Below are 14,778 nucleotides of genomic sequence, written 5' to 3'. Positions count from 1 at the left end.
CCGTAGCCCCTCCGGGGCCCCGGCGCCGCCCGGCCCCGCCAGCACCGCGTCCCGCACCCGGCGCGCCAGGGCGGCCAGGTCCGCCCAGCCCGCCACCCCGAGCAGCCGGCCGACGCTGTCCAGGTGCGCCGCGCACAACCGCCGTGCCCCCGCGCCCCGTTGGACGCGTTCGCCGCGCGCGGCCAGCAGCCAGGGCTCGTTCCAGAACGGGGGAGCGGCGGGCGCCGGGGCCGCCGGCACCCGGTCCACGGCCGCCGACTGCACCACATCGCCCTGCATGGCCAGCCGCAGCACCAGCCCGGCGGGCCAGTCGCGCAGCGCGGGACCCAGCGGGACATGCAGCCGGTCCAGCCGCAGGCCGTCGCGGTCGTCGGCCCGTTCGGCGAGCGGCCGCCCGGCCACAAGCATTCCGTGTCCGCCGTGCTCGCTGTGCCCGCCGTGCTCGTTGTGCTCATGCCCGGCGTGCCCGTCGGCGAGCAGCCGGGCCCGCCCGGCCCGCAGCGCGCCGGCCGCCCGGTCGGGCGACTCGACCGTCACCCGCGCCCGCGGGCCCGGCACCGAGTCGAACAGCCCGTCCAGCCACTCCGGCCGCCCGGCGTCGGCCCGCCCCGCCACCACCAGCAGATCGGCGGCGGCCGGTCCCTCCGCCAGCGGCCACCGGGACCGGCGCAGCTCCCGCTCCACGGCCAGCCGGCTCCGCGTGCCGCCGGGCATCGCCACCAGGAGAACGGCCGGCCGGGCCAGCGCCCGCCGCCGTACCGCCGCGGTCAGGTCCACCGGAACGCCCCCTCGCGCCAGGCGTAGCCGACGCCGGCCAGCAGGATCCCGAGGAAGAGGAACATCTCGACCACGGCCGCGGTGCCGACCTCGGCCACCACCACGGCCCACGGGTACATGAAGAGCATCTCCATGTCGAAGGCGAGGAAGATCATCGTCACGGCGTACCACCGCACGTGGAACCGGGACGCCGCGTGCTCCGCCGGATCGAGGCCGCCGCTGAACGGCCGCGCCCGCAGCGGCTCCCCGGACCCCGCCAGCCACGCCCGCAGCGCGTACAGCGCGGCGACCGCACTCGCCACCACGCCGAGGACCACGAACACCGGCTGCCACTGGCTCACGCCATCGATCGTCCGTCGGCGACGGCGCGGGCGCATCCCGGGCGGGGGCGGGGGCGGCCGGCGCCGCGCCCCGCCCGGGCAGGGCTCAGCCCTCGTCGAGCAGTTGGTTCATCTGGTCGATCTCGGCGGTCTGGGAGGTGGTGATGTCCTCCGCCATGTCCAGCGCGGGCTCGTACGCGCCGTCGGCCCGTTCCGCCTCGGCCATCTCCACCGCGCCGCGGTGGTGCTCGACCATCATCTCCAGGAAGGCCGTGTCGAAGGCGGCACCGGAGGCGTTCGCCAGCTCGGCCATCTCCGCCTCGGACATCATCCCGGCCATCTCGTGTCCCTCGCCGGCTTCGCCCGAGCCGTGGCCGGAGTGGTCCATCCCGGCTCCGGGGACCTCCTCGCCCCACTCCTCCAGCCAGCCGGTCAGGGTCTCGATCTCCGGGTCCTGTGCCGCGCGGATCTGCTCGGCCAGGGCCCGGACCTCTTCCGAGCCGGCCCGCTCCCGGGCGAGGTCGGCCATCTCCACGGCCTGCTGGTGGTGCGGGATCATCCCCTGGGCGAACGACACGTCGGCCTCGTTGTGCTCGGGCGCGGTGGTGTCGCCGCCGTGCCCGGCGTGTTCGGCGGAGTCGTCGTCGCCGCCACAGGCGGCCAGCAGCAGTGCGGCGGTGACGGCACCCGCCGCGGCGACGGCGGAACGGTGGAAACGCTTCTTGCTCATGGTGGTGCAACTCTCTGCGTGAAAGAAGTGATAGGCGTGCTCGGGACCGGCGTCCCCGGGCTGGGCCCGGCGCCGGTGGCGCGCCTATATGCGCAGGAGTTGCAGTTCGCTCAACGACGGCGGGGCCCGCCCGCCCGGCGCGTTCCCCACGGCCCGGGCGGCGGCGCACGGCTCACCCGCACCGGACGGAACGCCGGCGGGCAGCACCACGGGAAGCTGCGGGCCGCCGCTCACCCCGCTCGCGACACAGTCGGCGTCGGCGTGCTCGGCGTGTCCCGGCGCCTCGTCGTGGGCGTGCTCGCCGCCCATGTCTTCCATGCCGTTCATGTCGTCCATGGCCCTGACGTGCTCCGATCCGGGCCCCGGGCCGGGGACGGACGACAGTCCGTGCATGGCCACGATGCCGAGGAGAACCCCGAACAGGAGCAGCACAAGCCCGGCCCGCTTCCGTGGAAGCGGCACCGGTGTCCAGCGCTGCGGCGACATGGCCCCCATGGTACGGAGTCCGGGCGAGTGGTCAGGCGGCGTGGCGGCGGACGACCGGCTCCAGGTAGTCCGCGTGCGGGCCGCCGAGGCCCGTCACCTCGGCGTGGGAGCCGACGAAGGCGATCCGGTCCAGTTCCGGGGCGCGGCCCAGCGCCGTCTCCGCGGACACCAGGGCCGCGTACCGTTCCCGCACCGCCGACGCGGGCAGGCTCGGCGCGCGGAACAGGAAGCCGACGTTCCCGTTCCCGCCGCGTGTCACCTGCCACAGCGCCAGGTCCTCGGGCGGCGTGACGATGCCGGTCTCCTCGACCAGTTCACGGGCGGCGTGCCGGCGGAGCGCGGCCAGGTCCAGCGGCCGGTGGTCCTCCGGCGGTTCCATGGAGCCGCCCGGAAGCTGCCAGCGGCCCGGCGAGGCCGTCCACGGTGCCATCCGACCCACCAACAGCCGCGCGTCGTCCGCCGGCTGGAGGACGCCGACGAACAGGGAGGGCAGCCAGGAGGTGGCGCCCGGGACCCGGTGCAGGGCGCGGAACCGGTAGGTGGTCCGCGCCCAGTCGACGACCAGGCTGTGCGGCTCCTCCCAGTCCAGGCCCGCGCACGCCACCACGGGCCCGTCGAAGAGGTTCGGGTTGGCCCGCACGGCCTCGTCCCAGACGCGGTTCAGGGCGCGCAGTTCCTCGGGCGACGGCGTGGGGGCGGGCGTTTCCACCAGGCGGAGTTGGTGAACGTCCAGGAGTTCGACGCCGGGAGGTCGCAGCAGTGGCTCGGTCACCGGGTCATGCTGGCACACGCGCCTCCGCGAACGGCTGATCGCCGTGGCGGCCGCGTCGGGTCACCGCGCGCTGTCGTAGAACGCCCGGGCGGCGAAGCCGATCCACTCGGGGTTGTCCCAGGTGCTCCACCGGGCCCGGGCATCCCGGTCGATGGTGGCCGCCGCCTCGTCGGCGGTGGCACCGGCGGCGCGCAGGCGCGCGGCCTCGCCGCGGACGTGGTCGAGGTAGTCGCGGACCTCCCGGAGCAGCGAGACGTCGGTCACCTCGCCATGTCCGGGAACGACCACCTCCGGGCCGAGCGCGATGAGCCGGTCCAGGACGGAGATCCAGCGGTGGCCGTCGACATCGGTGTCGTGCGGCGGGAAGTAGGGCGCGATCGGGAACATCCGCGTCTCGAACAAGTCGCCCCCGAACAGCACCCGATCGTCGATCAGCACCGTCTGGTCCGAGGCGGTGTGCGCGGGGCCAACGGTGCGCAGCGTCGCCCGGTGGCCGCCCAGGTCGAGCTCCAGGCGGCCGTCGTGGACGAGGTCCGGCTCGACGAGTTCGACGCCCTCCAGCTCCGCCGCGATGGCCCGGCCCAGCCCCTTGAACATGTCGACGTAGCCGGCGCCCTTGCGGCGCAGCTCCTCCCGCTGGGCGCGGTCGCCGACGATGGTGGCGATGCCCTTGAACGCCTGGGCGCCGAAGCCGTGTTCGGGGTGGAAGTGCGTGGCGGTCACGAACAACGGCCGGTCGCCGGCCAGTTGCCGGGCCCGGTCGAGGACGTAACGGCCGTTGCGGGGCCCGAGGCCGGTGTCGACGACCAGGGCGGCGCGGTCGCCGACGACGATGCCGACGTTCGGGACGAGCGGCACGCGGTTGTCCGGGATGACGAAGACGCCGTCCGCCGCCCGGACCGGCTCTCCCCGCACGACGGGCGGCGGGGTTTTGTTCACGTCGGGCAGTTCGTTGGCGCACATGGCTCAACTCCCATCTAAACGGTGTTCAGTTGATGGCGCTGTCAGCATAGCGCCGATCTGAGCGGCGTTAAGATTGGGTCATGCCCAAAGCGTGCTACCACCATGGACAGTTGCGCGGCGCCCTGCTGGACGCCGCGGAGACGCTCGTCCGCGAACGCGGCGTCGACGGCTGGTCCCTGCGCGAGGCGTCGGCCCGGGTGGGTGTCAGCCCGAGCGCGGCGTACCACCACTTCGCCTCACGCGACGCGCTGGTCCGCGCGCTGTCCGAGCGGGTGCTCGGCCGCCTGGGCGAACGCGTGAGCCGCGCCGCGGCCGAGACTCCCGACCCCGGCACCGACCACCAACGACGCCTGGTCGCCGTCGGCCGCGCCTACGTCCGCTGGGCACTGGAAGACCCGTCCGTCGCCACCCTGGCCTTCCGCGCCGGCGCCACCGGCCCCGAAACGTCCCTCGACCCCCACCCGCACGACGTACTCGCGGCGGAACTCGACCACTTGACCACCACCGGCGGCCTGCCACCCCGGGCCCGCCCCGGAGCGGAATTCGTCCTCTGGTCGGCCGTCCACGGCCTCGCCACGCTGCTCGCCGACGGCCTCATCCACCTCGACGACGACCAGGCGGTCGACCACGAAGCGGAACGAGTGGTCCGCGCCACCCTCACGGGCCTCGCCCACGAGACCACCACCCCCGGACCGACACCGCACTCGGCCCACACGAAACGCCTGTGCCAACGCCCAGGCTCCCCGGGCGCTCCGGCCCTGCATGGCGGGGCGTAGCCCAGTCCTGCCGACTCAACCGCGGCGGCCCCACCCGGGCCGGCCGGGCGGGTGGCGTTCTTCGAACTCGCCCCTGAGCTGCACCAACGCCGCCCGCGCGCCCGCCCGTTCATCCCCATGACACCGCTGCGGGGCATGTCCGAATGGTGCGGTATCGGCTCGACACCGACAGGTGCTCCCTGTTCACTCTCCGTATGGGAAACGGGAAACAGCCTCATTCGCCTTGTTCCACCAATGCCCGGTGCCGCAGGCTGACTGCCGGTGACCGACGGCCCTTCGGGCGGGAGAGTCACGGGGGTTCGGATGTCTGAGCGTATGCACCGGTTCGGGCCCGAACTCCGCAGGTTACGCCTGGCCGCCGGGCTCACGCTCGACCGCCTGGCCGCCCTGGTGCACTACAGCAAGAGCTACCTGAGCAAGGTCGAAACCGGGCAGAAGCGCCCCACGCCCGACTTGGCCCGGCTCTGCGATACCGCGCTCGACGCGGGCGGCGCGCTCGCGGTCCTCGTTCCCGAGCAGGCGGCGCCCGTTGGGCTCCCCACTATCAGTCACAGGGGTGAGGTGTGGTTGTTGCGCATGAGTAAAGAGGGCTGGAGCCAGTTCGAGTCCATGGACCGGCGGCAGGTCACGGCGGCCGGCGCCGGCGCGGTGCTCGGCCTTGGCCTGGGAGGGCCGCGCTCGTCCGCCGAAGCCCAGGGAACGAGCCTGATCGAGGCTTCGCGATCGCTGTTCGTGCAGTTCCGGCTGCTCGGCCAGACCTCGGGTCCCGGCGTCCTGCTTCCATCCCTGATCGCCCAGACACACAGTCTGGAACAGTTGGCACTCCGCTCCGGCTCTCGTACCCGACGTGAACTCCTCGTCCTAGCATCGCGGTTCGCGGAGTACGCCGGGTGGATGGCCCAGGAGTCCGGCAACGACGAGGCGGCACTCTGGTGGACGGACCGGGCCGTCGAACTCGCGGCGGCCGGGGAAGACCGTCATCTCGCGGCGTACGGCCTGGTTCGGCGCAGCCTGGTCAGTCTCCTCCGCGGAGATGTGGCCCAGGCCCTCGGCCTCGCGGAACACGCCCTCAACGGCAACGCTCCGCCTCGCATCCGGGGCCTGGCCGCACAGCAGCAGGCCCAGGGGCACGCGCTCAGTGGCAACTACCGCGCCTGCATGCGCAGTCTGGATCAGGCGCGTGAACTGCTCGCACTCGACCCTCCGGATCCCGGCGCCCCGGTCATCGGCGCCTCACACGTTCCCGACGTGGCGGCGATGTACACGGGCTGGTGTCTGTACCACCTCGGACAGCCGCAGCGGGCCGCCGAGGTCTACGCCCAGGAGACGGCCCGCATTCCAGGCCACGCATGGCGCACCCGAACCCGCTGCGGCATCCGGCTGGCTCTCGCCCACGCCGCGGCCGGGGAGATCGAGCGTGCCTGCGAACTCCTACGACCGTTGCTCGACCAGGCCGGGATGGTCCAATCCGCGACCATCGCCACCGACCTCCGCCGCACGGTTCGCATCTTGGGCCGTCACTCGCGCAACGCCGCGGTGGAGGCCCTGAGCCCTTATCTCGCGGCCGCCTTGACCAACGTTTCGCCCTCCACACCTCAATGAGACCCGACTGCCGGAAAGGACGTTCCCATGCCCGAAGTGTTCATCAACTACCGCACGAGCGACGGCAAGGAGGCCGCATACGCGATCTGTGAGGAGCTATCCCGCCGTTTCGGTGACAGCAATGTCTTCCTGGCGGCCAAGTCCATAGCCCCCGGCGAGAACTACGTCAACGCCCTCCACAGGGGGGTGCGCCGCAGCAGCGTCCTGCTGGCATTGATCGGCGAGGGCTGGCTCGACGCGCCCCATCGGACCCGGCCGGAGGCCAGGGCACTCGACGACGAGCAGGACTGGGTGCGCAGGGAGATCGAGGACGCCTTCGAACACGGGGTCGCGGTCATCCCCATCCTCATCGGGAGGAAGGCCGAACAACTGGACCCCCAGCGCCTCCCGGGTTCGCTGGCCCGACTCGCCGAGTGCCAGTACATGCGCTACACGCTGCGCTCCGCACGGCACGACCTTGCCCTGATCGGCGACAGGCTCGCCAAACAGGTGCCGGAACTGGCCGCCGCCGACACGGGTCCGGAGCCGACGCCGGCGGAGACGGGCAAGGCGACGACGAGCGCGGACGAGAAGCCTTCGGAGGAGCACGGCGGTATGCACAACACCCACCAGCGCGGCGGCATCGGCAACATCAGCGGCACCGTTGGCACGGTCATCGGCGAGTCGAACGCGCCACTGCACACGGGCTCCGGCGACCAGATCCACGGAACACAGGTCAACGGGACGCACGTCAACGGCGACGGCACTTCGGTGGGCGGCAGCATCCACGGTGGGATCCAGCACCATTTCGGTCCATCGCGTCGCCGACGGGAGAACGAGCGGTGACGAGCTTCTATACCGAGGTCTCCCACGCGGGCGGACCCGTCAACATGGGGTCGGGCAACCAGAACAACCTCTACATCTCGCTGGCGGAAACATTCCAACGGCTCGGCACCCACGGCAAGGACCGCCGGGCCATCGCCGAGCAGGAACTGAACTGGCTGCACCAGCGATTCATTCCGCCCGACCGGTTCGGCCGGGCACGCGGCCTGCTGCGCGACCACCGGACCGTCATCGTCTCCGGCCAGTCGGGCAACGGACGTCGCACGGCGGCGTTGATGCTGCTGTACGAACTCGCGGAGGACGGTGCCGGCATGCACGAGATCGACCCGGGCCGCGACGAGGACGGTCCGATCCTGGATCGCCAGGCCGTTGGCGACGGTGACCGGCTGCTGCTGGACCTGTCCGGCAGCGACTCGTCCCGCTACCTCGGTGTGCAGAAGGACCTCTCCGCCTTCCGTTCCGTCGTCGAGGATCGCGACGCCCGACTGGTCGTCGTGCTGCCGCCACACCTCAAGGGTCATCTCGCCGCCGAGTTGCAGCGGCTGACCGTGGAAATTGGTCGGCCACGCGGGGATGAGCTGCTGATGCGTTATTTGCGGCGAGACCGCATCATCCCCTCCCCGACCGAACTTCTGGCCCCTTCCTTGGCCGACTACCTGGCCAGTAAACCCATGAGAGACCTCGCGCGGCTGGCGAACCTCATTGGCCGCAACCGCGACAGCACGCCCGCCGGAGGCTTCTCCGAGTGGTGGAACGAGGCGCTGGCGCAGCTGACGGACGACGGTTCCGAGACGGCCACATTCATCGCCGAGCTGAACGACGGACGGCGTCGAGCCCTCGCGTTGACGGTCGCCATGTTCCACGGCTCCGCACCTGACACCATCAACCAGGCTGTGATGAGCTTGCTGGCACAGGTGAGCCACCCGGAGGACGACCGACCCCGGCTGGACCGGTCCGATCTCACCACGGAACTGCACAGGATCGGAGCCTCAGCCGGGGCGGAGGGCCGCGTCCGTTTCGATACCGTCGGACGCGACCGAGCGGTTCTAACGCACTTCTGGACCTACTTCCCCGACCTGCGCCCCGGCTTTCGCGCCTGGGTGGGGGAGTGCGGAAGGAACCTGCGGCTGGACGGCGAGGAACGAAGGGATCTGATCGCCCGCTTCGCGGAACAGACGCTGCGCGCCGACCTCCCCGAAGAACTGCTGTCGCTGGCCCGTGAATGGACGCAACGCGGTGACGCGCAACGGCTGCTGCCGGACGCGGCTCAGGTCCTGGCGGAAGGACTGCGCCACGATCTTCACGGCCGCGTCCTGCGCCAGCGGATTCTCGATCTGGTGAAGGAGCCCGAGTTGCCCCGGACGTTCCGGCTGGCTTTGACCCTGGTCTGCTCGCAGGTGATGGCCGTGCGCCACCCGGACGAGGCTGTGACCCGGCTTCACCACCTGGCCCGGCGAGAGGCAACCCTCGAAAGACGCCCGGCATGGGATGCCCTGCTCACGCTCGCGGTGAGCGAGCGTCGGCTGTGCGCCCTGCTACTCCACCGCCTCACGCGCTACGGCAGCAACTCTCCCGGCTCCCTGTCGGCCGACAGCCGCATATTCCTGGCGCTCGCCGACTCGGTGTCCCGCCGCCCGGACCTCTGCGCCGGCTACGCCATCAGGGAACGGCTCACCGCGGGCTGGGCCACCGTTCTGGAACACGGCCCGCACGAGGACTGGGCGCCGCACGTGGAGCACTGGCTGGAGGCCGCGCGGGCCACCGATGGACAACGTGACCGGCTGCTCGCCACGCTCGCCGAATCCGGGGCCCACCAGCCCGGTGCCATCGGCCGGATGTACGTCATCTCGCAGCGCTGGGCGCGGACGAGTACCGCCGACCGCGCGGAGCGCCGACTCGTCGCCGACCATTTTCGGCGCAGCCTCGACGCGGCTCAGGGGATCGAGCCCCCGACCGCCACCGCTGCCCCTGCGGACCAGCCCGCCCCGGAGGCAATTCCATGAGTTCTGGACACCGCACGTTGACGGTGTTGCTCGCCATCATCTGCACACTCGTTCTCACGATCGCCGGTCTGTGCACGGACTGGCCCGTGTGGTTGTGGCCGGCCCCCGCCGCCGTGCTGCTGACCGGTTTGATCACGGCCATCAGAGCCGCGGCCCGGCCGCCCGGATACATTGCGCCGGAAAACACGCTGGAGCCCGACCTGCCCATCCCACCTCCGCTGCGTCAGGAACACCGGGTGACGAATGTCGCGCTGCCCAGCGCCGCGCCGGACTACGACTTCCTCTTCTCCGCGACGGTGCGGTGGATTCCACAGGATTCCGAGATCTCGTCGTACTTCGACCCGAGCGGCCTCGCGGTCCAGTCCGTCCTGCTGCGAGCTCGTACGTTCACGGCCCGGCAGCATCCCACGAGCAGCACCATGGCTCAGCATGAGCTGAACGGCGTGCTGGGGGTGATGGAACCGGATTCCTCCGGCCGCGTGCTCGCCATGGCGAAGAACGTCACCCTGACTCTCTCGGACACCGACTTGGAACGCCTCACCAAGTTGTCGAACGTACGCAAGGACGAGGAGGTCTGGGAGCACGAACGGAACTACGAGCGGAGCAAGCGCACTTATCTGGCCGATGACGTCCTCAAAGATCCGGGCAGCGCCGTGGTCTGGTGGCTGGCGAGGAACGAGGAGCATGTCGAGCGGACCGTGGAACGCATCGGCCTGCTGGCCCAGCTCTCGGCCGCGGCGAACAACAGCGAGGTGGCGGAGCCGTTCCGCGAGTTGCTGTACTCGATGGTCCCCGAGCAGGCCACGGAGTACGAGCCGCGGCTCGACGAACCGCCTGAACCGTCTACGGAACGGGCCGCCGAGGCGTTGATGCGCTGGCTCGGGCTCGGCCGAGATGACCCCCAAATGCGCCTGCTTGCCGACAGGTTCGCCGTCGATCTGCGGGCCGCGGGGAAGAAGGAGGAAGCCGAGGAGTTCTCGCGCCTCTTCGCCTTCCCCGACGATTCCCCCGCAGACGAGGAGGGAGACCCGAGCCGCCCGGATCCGCCTCCGTCCGACGGCAGTTGAGAAGCCGCCCGTCGGCCCACTTCGGCCGACGGGCGGACAGCGATGCGTGGCCACGCACGGTCACGTGCCTCGCCGCGGCATGTCAATGTGTGCGTTACTTGACGGCTCCGCTCGTGATACCGGAGACAATCCTTCGCTGGGCGACCAGGAAGATCGCGATCATCGGCAGGCTCATCACCACCACATAGGCGAAGATGAGGTGCCAGTTCTCCTGGTACAGCTCCGCGCTCGCCACCTGGTAGAGATTGATCGGCAGCGTGGCGGCGTCGCCCCCGCCGAGGACGAAGAACGAGTAGAAGATGTCGCTCCAGGCGTAGAGCATCACCATGATCGTCGCCGTGGCGATGACCGGGCGCAGCAGGGGAAGCACGATCCGCAGGAAGATCCGCAGCGGCTTGGCGCCGTCCATCCGGGCCGCCTCCTCCAGTTCGTAGGGGATGGCGCGGATGAAGCCGGTCATGAAGAAGATGGACGTGGACAGGTACATCGCCGTGTAGACGGCGATCATGCCGGGGCGGGTGCCGGCCAGGTCGAGCTGCCGCAGTTGCAGCACGATGGTGATGATGGCCGGCGGCAGCAGGAGGCCGCTGATGCACACCGCGTAGGCCGTGGCGACCAGCTTGCCCCGGCGGCGGGCGAAGACCCAGGCCGCGGCGGCGCCTAGGATCAGCACCAGGACCACCGAGGGCACGATGACCAGCAGGCTGTTGGCGAAGCCGCGCATCATCTCGCCCTGGTCGAGGGCGTCGGCGTAGTTGCTGCCCGGCTGCCAGTGGTCCGGTGGGTCGAGGTTCGGATTGATGGCCTCGCCCCGGGGCTTGGCGGAGGTGGCGAGCACCAGCCACAGCGGGATGCCGATGACCACCAGCGCCAGGGCGACGACGATCGTCGGCCGCGCCCACCGCCAGATCCGCGGGCCCAGCGGCGCGTTGCGCGGGCCGGGGGTGTCCAGGACAGCCGTCACAGCATCTGCTCCCTTCGTCGCAGGCCGATGACCAGGGGGAAGGCCATGGCGACCACCACCAGGAAGAGCACCAGGCTCATCGCGGACGCCTCGGCCCACTGGCCCTGGCCGAAGACTCGGAACATGTAGATGTTCATGACCTCGGTGGAGGAGGCCGGGCCGCCCCCGGTGGTGGCCTGGACGATGTCGAAGGTGTTCATCGAACCGAGCAGCGAGGTCGTGACGTTGAAGGTGACGGCCGGGGCCAGCATCGGGAAACGGACGGACCAGAACATCCGCCAGGGCCCGGCGCCGTCCGCCCGCGCCGCCTCCAGCATGTCGCCCGGGATGCCCTTGAGCCCGGCCAGGTAGATGAGCATGGCCAGGCCCATCCACTTCCAGCCGTGCACCACCGCGACCAGCACGATGGTCCAGGACGTGGAGCCCAGCCATGGAACGTCCGTGCCGAGCGTCTCGTTGATGGCGCCGTCGGTGTTCAGCAGCGCCTGGAAGACATAGCCGACGGCCAGCGCCGAGATCAGCACCGGCAGGAAGAACAGCGCCCGGAAGAACCGGTTGAACCGGGTGTCCTTCTCCAGCAGCAGCGCCAGCAGCAGACCGAAGAGGTTCTGGAAGAACGCCGCCAGCAGCGCGTAGACCAGCGTGACGCGAAGCGCGCGCCACAGCGTGCCGTCGTCCAGGATCTCCCGGAAGTTCCGCGTCCCGACCCAGTTGATGTCGGTGTGGTAATTCGACCAGTCGGTGAACGGGTAGTAGAAGTTGAGCAGGTTCGGCAGCAGGAAGAAGCCGCCGAAGATCACGACGGCCGGCAGGGCGAACCACCAGGGGTGGTGAACGGCGGCCCGCGACATCCGGCCCGGCGGCCGGCCGCCCGCCCGCCGAGGGGACGGCGGCCGGCCCCGGGTCGTCACGGGCTGCGCGGCGGCTGCCCCGGTGGTGGCTGACTGCGCCACGGGGATTCCCCTTCCATGTCCGGTGTCACCAGCCGTCAGAAGCCCTCGGCGCCCTGGTCCCTGGCGATGTCGTCGAACTGGTCCTCCACGAACTCCGCCACCTCCTGCGGACTCCTCTCGCCGTAGATCATGTCGGCGAGGGCGACGTGGAGTTCGGGCGCGACGATCGCCTTGGCCTGGAACACGCCGTGCGCGTCGGCCAGTTCGCCGACCTGGTCGACGGCGGTCTGCGGCATTCCCTCCGGGTTCGGCACATCCGGCTGGACGGACGGGATCTTCCGGGCGTCGAGGAAGTCGGCGTAGTCGGGGCCCAGCCAGAAGGCGAGGAACTGCCGTGCGGCGTTCTGCCGTTCCTCGTCACCGGTGGCGAACGCGACGACGCCGTTCGTCTGGTCCGGCGAATACAGACCGCGCGCCTCGGAGTTGGCGATCGGGAACCAGCCGATCCGCTCGTCGATCTCCTCCGTGCTGTGCTGCGCCTGGAGCTGGGACTGGAACGAGGTGACGTTCAGCGCCATGGCCGAGGAGCCCTCCCACAGGGCCTCGCCCTGACCCGTGAAGGTCCCGGTCCGGTAGTCCTCCTGCGCCAGGCCGGCGCCGAGCAGCTCCTCGTTGTACGTGGTGATGGCGTCCACGACGGCCGGATCGGTCCAGGACTCCTCGTTGCGATTGAGGCCCTCCCACCAGGTCTCCGGCAGATCGGTGAGCTGCACCTGCACCTGCCACTGCAACGGCCACTGGTCGCCGCCGACTTCGTAGAACGCCGACGCGTCGGTCCGGTCCTGAACGGTGTGGCCGAGCTCGAGCAGCTCCTCGTAGCTGGTCGGGAAGTCCTCCTCGGTGATCCCGGCCTCGGCGAAGACGTCCTTGTTGTAGTAGACGCCGAGCATCGCCGGGCTGGTCACGATCGCCGCGTAACGGGTGCCGTCGATCACACCGAGCGACTGCTCGGTGGGCCCGAGATCGCCCACCCACGGCTCGTCGTCCAGCGGCAGGAGGTTCTGCCGCGGCTGGATGAACGGCAGCGTGCTGATGCTGGGCTGCCAGAACATCAGGTCCGGGCGCTCGCCGGAGGCCAGCCGGGTGGGCACGTTCTGCTCGTACAGGTCGGGGATGGCCTCGACGTTGACGGTGGCACCCGTCGCCTCCTCGAACGCCTCGATGACCTGGTCCGCGGCGTTGACGGTGTTCTGCGCAGTCCAGAAGGTCAGTTCGACGCCGTCGAGACGGGCGGTGGGATCGACCTCCCCGCCGCCGCTGCCGCCGGCCCCCGTGCCGTTGGCCGTTCCCGCCGTGTCGTCACTGCACGCGCTCAAGGTCAGGGCGGCGGTGGCTATCAGCGCCACCGCGGTTGCTGTTCTTCTCATCGCGGGCTCTCCGGTTGATCCGTTGGTCGTGACCACGTCCCGTGGTCCTGGGCCGTGCTCCGTCTGTGTGGTGCGTGGTGCTCAGCGACTGCCGGGCGCCGGACCCGTGCTCTCCCGGACGATCAGACGCGGCGTCGCCACCGGGTGCGGCGAGATCGGATCGCCCTGTTCGACCAGGCCGTGCAGCAGCGCGAAGCAGGCGCGCCCCACGCCCGTGAAGTCGAGCCGGACGGTGGTCAGGGCGGGCGTGAGGAACGCGGAGTGCGGCGCGTCGTCGAAGCCCGCCACGCTCACGTCCCCCGGCACCTCGCGGCCCGCCTCCCGCAGCGCGCGCAGCATCCCGATGGCCAGGTCGTCGTTCCCGCACAGCACGGCCGTCACGGCCGGGTCCTCGGTCAGGCGCCGGCCCGCCGCATAGCCCCCGGCCGGCGTCCAGCCCGCCTCGACGGGCTCGGGAACGACGGCGCCGGCGCGGGTGAGCGCCTCGCGCCAGCCAGCCGTGCGCTGCGCGCCGCCGTCGCTGTCGGTGGTGGAGGGGATCGCCAGGTAGTGCACGGTGCGGTGGCCGAGTGCCAGCAGGTGTTCCGTCGCCTCGCGGGCCGCCGTCCGGTCGTCCGTCCACACCCAGGGGCTGCCCGCCGCGGGCGGCGCGGCCGGGGTCTCGACGGCGGCGACGAGCGGCACCCCCTCCGGCGCCAGGTGCAGCGCCCGCACGCCCGGCCGGTCGTAGGCGATCAGGATCAGCCCGCCGCCGGCGTCCGTTGCCCGGTCCAGCGCGTCGCGCACCACCCGGGGGTCGTCCGAGTCTAGAACGCTGATGCCGACGGCGAACGACGCCGCCCGCGCGGCCTCCTCCACTCCCTGGAGGATGGCGGCGTGACCGTAGTGCGTGGTGTTCGCGGTCAGCACCGTGACGGCCCGGGTCCGGCCACTGGCCAGGGCGTGCGCGGTGGCGCTGCGCCGGAAGCCCAGCTCGGCGATGGCGGCCTCGACGCGCTCCCGGGTCGAAGCACGCACGCTGGGATGGCCGTTGATGACGCGCGAGACGGTCTGGTGGGACACCCCGGCCGCGGTGGCGACGTCACGGATGCTCACTGATCGCTGGGCGCCCGAGCCCCTTGTGTTACCGGTCACACGCATGCCAGGATTGTGACCGGTCACACAGGGGTCGTCAAG

At 71.1% G+C, this 14,778-nt stretch carries 15 protein-coding genes; 6 read left to right on the top strand and 9 right to left on the bottom strand.

Going from position 1 to position 14,778, the window contains the following annotated elements:
- Window positions 1–123: 123 nt before the first annotated feature.
- Window positions 124–804 carry a hypothetical protein gene (locus tag RM590_RS17640; protein ID WP_311705547.1) on the top strand — a complete coding sequence of 227 codons (681 nt, stop codon included), beginning with the start codon at window positions 124–126 and terminating at the stop codon, window positions 802–804.
- Here the strand turns inward: RM590_RS17640 and RM590_RS17635 are convergent.
- The 5 genes from RM590_RS17635 to RM590_RS17615 all read right to left on the bottom strand — a co-directional run bounded on the left by RM590_RS17635 (window position 768) and on the right by RM590_RS17615 (window position 4,048).
- Window positions 768–1,154 (bottom strand): NADH-quinone oxidoreductase subunit A, encoded by a 387-nt coding sequence (locus tag RM590_RS17635; RefSeq protein ID WP_311705546.1) that lies wholly within the window; start codon window positions 1,152–1,154, stop codon window positions 768–770. The two genes, RM590_RS17640 and RM590_RS17635, sit on opposite strands and share 37 nt — an antisense overlap.
- A 49-nt stretch (window positions 1,155–1,203) precedes the next feature.
- Complete coding sequence (locus tag RM590_RS17630) at window positions 1,204–1,827, bottom strand: DUF305 domain-containing protein (protein WP_311705545.1); 624 nt, start codon at window positions 1,825–1,827, stop codon at window positions 1,204–1,206.
- 84 nt (window positions 1,828–1,911) lie between these two features.
- Window positions 1,912–2,313, bottom strand: coding sequence for a DUF6153 family protein (locus RM590_RS17625; protein ID WP_311705544.1), 402 nt, complete (start codon window positions 2,311–2,313; stop codon window positions 1,912–1,914).
- Window positions 2,314–2,344: 31 nt separating this feature from the next.
- On the bottom strand, window positions 2,345–3,085 hold the full coding sequence (locus tag RM590_RS17620) for an NUDIX hydrolase (protein ID WP_311705543.1): 741 nt from the start codon (window positions 3,083–3,085) through the stop codon (window positions 2,345–2,347).
- Between the two features lie 60 nt (window positions 3,086–3,145).
- Window positions 3,146–4,048, bottom strand: coding sequence for an MBL fold metallo-hydrolase (locus tag RM590_RS17615; protein ID WP_311705542.1), 903 nt, complete (start codon window positions 4,046–4,048; stop codon window positions 3,146–3,148).
- A gap of 80 nt (window positions 4,049–4,128) precedes the next feature.
- On the opposite strand from RM590_RS17615, the gene RM590_RS17610 reads away from it, so the two are divergent.
- The 5 genes from RM590_RS17610 to RM590_RS17590 all read left to right on the top strand — a co-directional run bounded on the left by RM590_RS17610 (window position 4,129) and on the right by RM590_RS17590 (window position 10,318).
- Window positions 4,129–4,824 (top strand): TetR/AcrR family transcriptional regulator, encoded by a 696-nt coding sequence (locus RM590_RS17610; RefSeq protein ID WP_311705541.1) that lies wholly within the window; start codon window positions 4,129–4,131, stop codon window positions 4,822–4,824.
- 303 nt (window positions 4,825–5,127) lie between these two features.
- Window positions 5,128–6,426, top strand: a complete 1,299-nt coding sequence (locus RM590_RS17605) for a helix-turn-helix domain-containing protein (RefSeq protein ID WP_311705540.1) — start codon at window positions 5,128–5,130, stop codon at window positions 6,424–6,426.
- A 27-nt stretch (window positions 6,427–6,453) separates the two neighbouring features.
- Window positions 6,454–7,251 (top strand): toll/interleukin-1 receptor domain-containing protein, encoded by a 798-nt coding sequence (locus tag RM590_RS17600; RefSeq protein ID WP_311705539.1) that lies wholly within the window; start codon window positions 6,454–6,456, stop codon window positions 7,249–7,251.
- Window positions 7,248–9,251 carry an ABC transporter substrate-binding protein gene (locus tag RM590_RS17595; protein WP_311705538.1) on the top strand — a complete coding sequence of 668 codons (2,004 nt, stop codon included), beginning with the start codon at window positions 7,248–7,250 and terminating at the stop codon, window positions 9,249–9,251. Before RM590_RS17600 ends, RM590_RS17595 begins: the two co-directional genes overlap by 4 nt.
- Window positions 9,248–10,318 carry a hypothetical protein gene (locus RM590_RS17590; protein ID WP_311705537.1) on the top strand — a complete coding sequence of 357 codons (1,071 nt, stop codon included), beginning with the start codon at window positions 9,248–9,250 and terminating at the stop codon, window positions 10,316–10,318. The genes RM590_RS17595 and RM590_RS17590 overlap by 4 nt, the downstream gene beginning before the upstream one ends.
- Window positions 10,319–10,412: 94 nt before the next feature.
- On the opposite strand, the gene RM590_RS17585 is transcribed toward RM590_RS17590, so the two are convergent.
- The 4 genes from RM590_RS17585 to RM590_RS17570 form a co-directional block, all read right to left on the bottom strand.
- Window positions 10,413–11,282, bottom strand: a complete 870-nt coding sequence (locus RM590_RS17585; RefSeq protein ID WP_394813887.1) for a carbohydrate ABC transporter permease — start codon at window positions 11,280–11,282, stop codon at window positions 10,413–10,415.
- Window positions 11,279–12,133, bottom strand: a complete 855-nt coding sequence (locus RM590_RS17580; RefSeq protein WP_311705582.1) for a carbohydrate ABC transporter permease — start codon at window positions 12,131–12,133, stop codon at window positions 11,279–11,281. Before RM590_RS17580 ends, RM590_RS17585 begins: the two co-directional genes overlap by 4 nt.
- A 137-nt stretch (window positions 12,134–12,270) precedes the next feature.
- Window positions 12,271–13,602: an ABC transporter substrate-binding protein gene (locus RM590_RS17575; protein WP_311705536.1), complete on the bottom strand. Its 1,332-nt coding sequence runs from the start codon at window positions 13,600–13,602 to the stop codon at window positions 12,271–12,273.
- A gap of 81 nt (window positions 13,603–13,683) precedes the next feature.
- Window positions 13,684–14,742, bottom strand: a complete 1,059-nt coding sequence (locus tag RM590_RS17570; RefSeq protein ID WP_311705535.1) for a LacI family DNA-binding transcriptional regulator — start codon at window positions 14,740–14,742, stop codon at window positions 13,684–13,686.
- Between the last annotated feature and the right edge of the window lie 36 nt (window positions 14,743–14,778).

It is taken from the genome of Streptomyces litchfieldiae, assembly GCF_031845365.1.
In the GTDB taxonomy this organism is placed as follows: Bacteria; Actinomycetota; Actinomycetes; order Streptomycetales; family Streptomycetaceae; genus Streptomyces; species Streptomyces litchfieldiae.
Note: the sequence above shows the minus strand (reverse complement) of the source record. Positions and strands in the feature narration are given on the sequence as shown.

Excerpts from the sequence above, each read along its gene's own strand:
- RM590_RS17635 (WP_311705546.1), bottom strand. The coding sequence starts at position 1,154 with ATGCGCCCGCGCCGTCGCCGACGGACGATCGATGGCGTGAGCCAGTGG.
- RM590_RS17630 (WP_311705545.1), bottom strand. The coding sequence starts at position 1,827 with ATGAGCAAGAAGCGTTTCCACCGTTCCGCCGTCGCCGCGGCGGGTGCC.
- RM590_RS17625 (WP_311705544.1), bottom strand. The coding sequence starts at position 2,313 with ATGTCGCCGCAGCGCTGGACACCGGTGCCGCTTCCACGGAAGCGGGCC.
- RM590_RS17615 (WP_311705542.1), bottom strand. The coding sequence starts at position 4,048 with ATGTGCGCCAACGAACTGCCCGACGTGAACAAAACCCCGCCGCCCGTC.
- RM590_RS17610 (WP_311705541.1), top strand. The coding sequence starts at position 4,129 with ATGCCCAAAGCGTGCTACCACCATGGACAGTTGCGCGGCGCCCTGCTG.
- RM590_RS17605 (WP_311705540.1), top strand. The coding sequence starts at position 5,128 with ATGTCTGAGCGTATGCACCGGTTCGGGCCCGAACTCCGCAGGTTACGC.
- RM590_RS17600 (WP_311705539.1), top strand. The coding sequence starts at position 6,454 with ATGCCCGAAGTGTTCATCAACTACCGCACGAGCGACGGCAAGGAGGCC.
- RM590_RS17590 (WP_311705537.1), top strand. The coding sequence starts at position 9,248 with ATGAGTTCTGGACACCGCACGTTGACGGTGTTGCTCGCCATCATCTGC.
- RM590_RS17580 (WP_311705582.1), bottom strand. The coding sequence starts at position 12,133 with ATGTCGCGGGCCGCCGTTCACCACCCCTGGTGGTTCGCCCTGCCGGCC.
- RM590_RS17575 (WP_311705536.1), bottom strand. The coding sequence starts at position 13,602 with ATGAGAAGAACAGCAACCGCGGTGGCGCTGATAGCCACCGCCGCCCTG.
- RM590_RS17570 (WP_311705535.1), bottom strand. The coding sequence starts at position 14,742 with ATGCGTGTGACCGGTAACACAAGGGGCTCGGGCGCCCAGCGATCAGTG.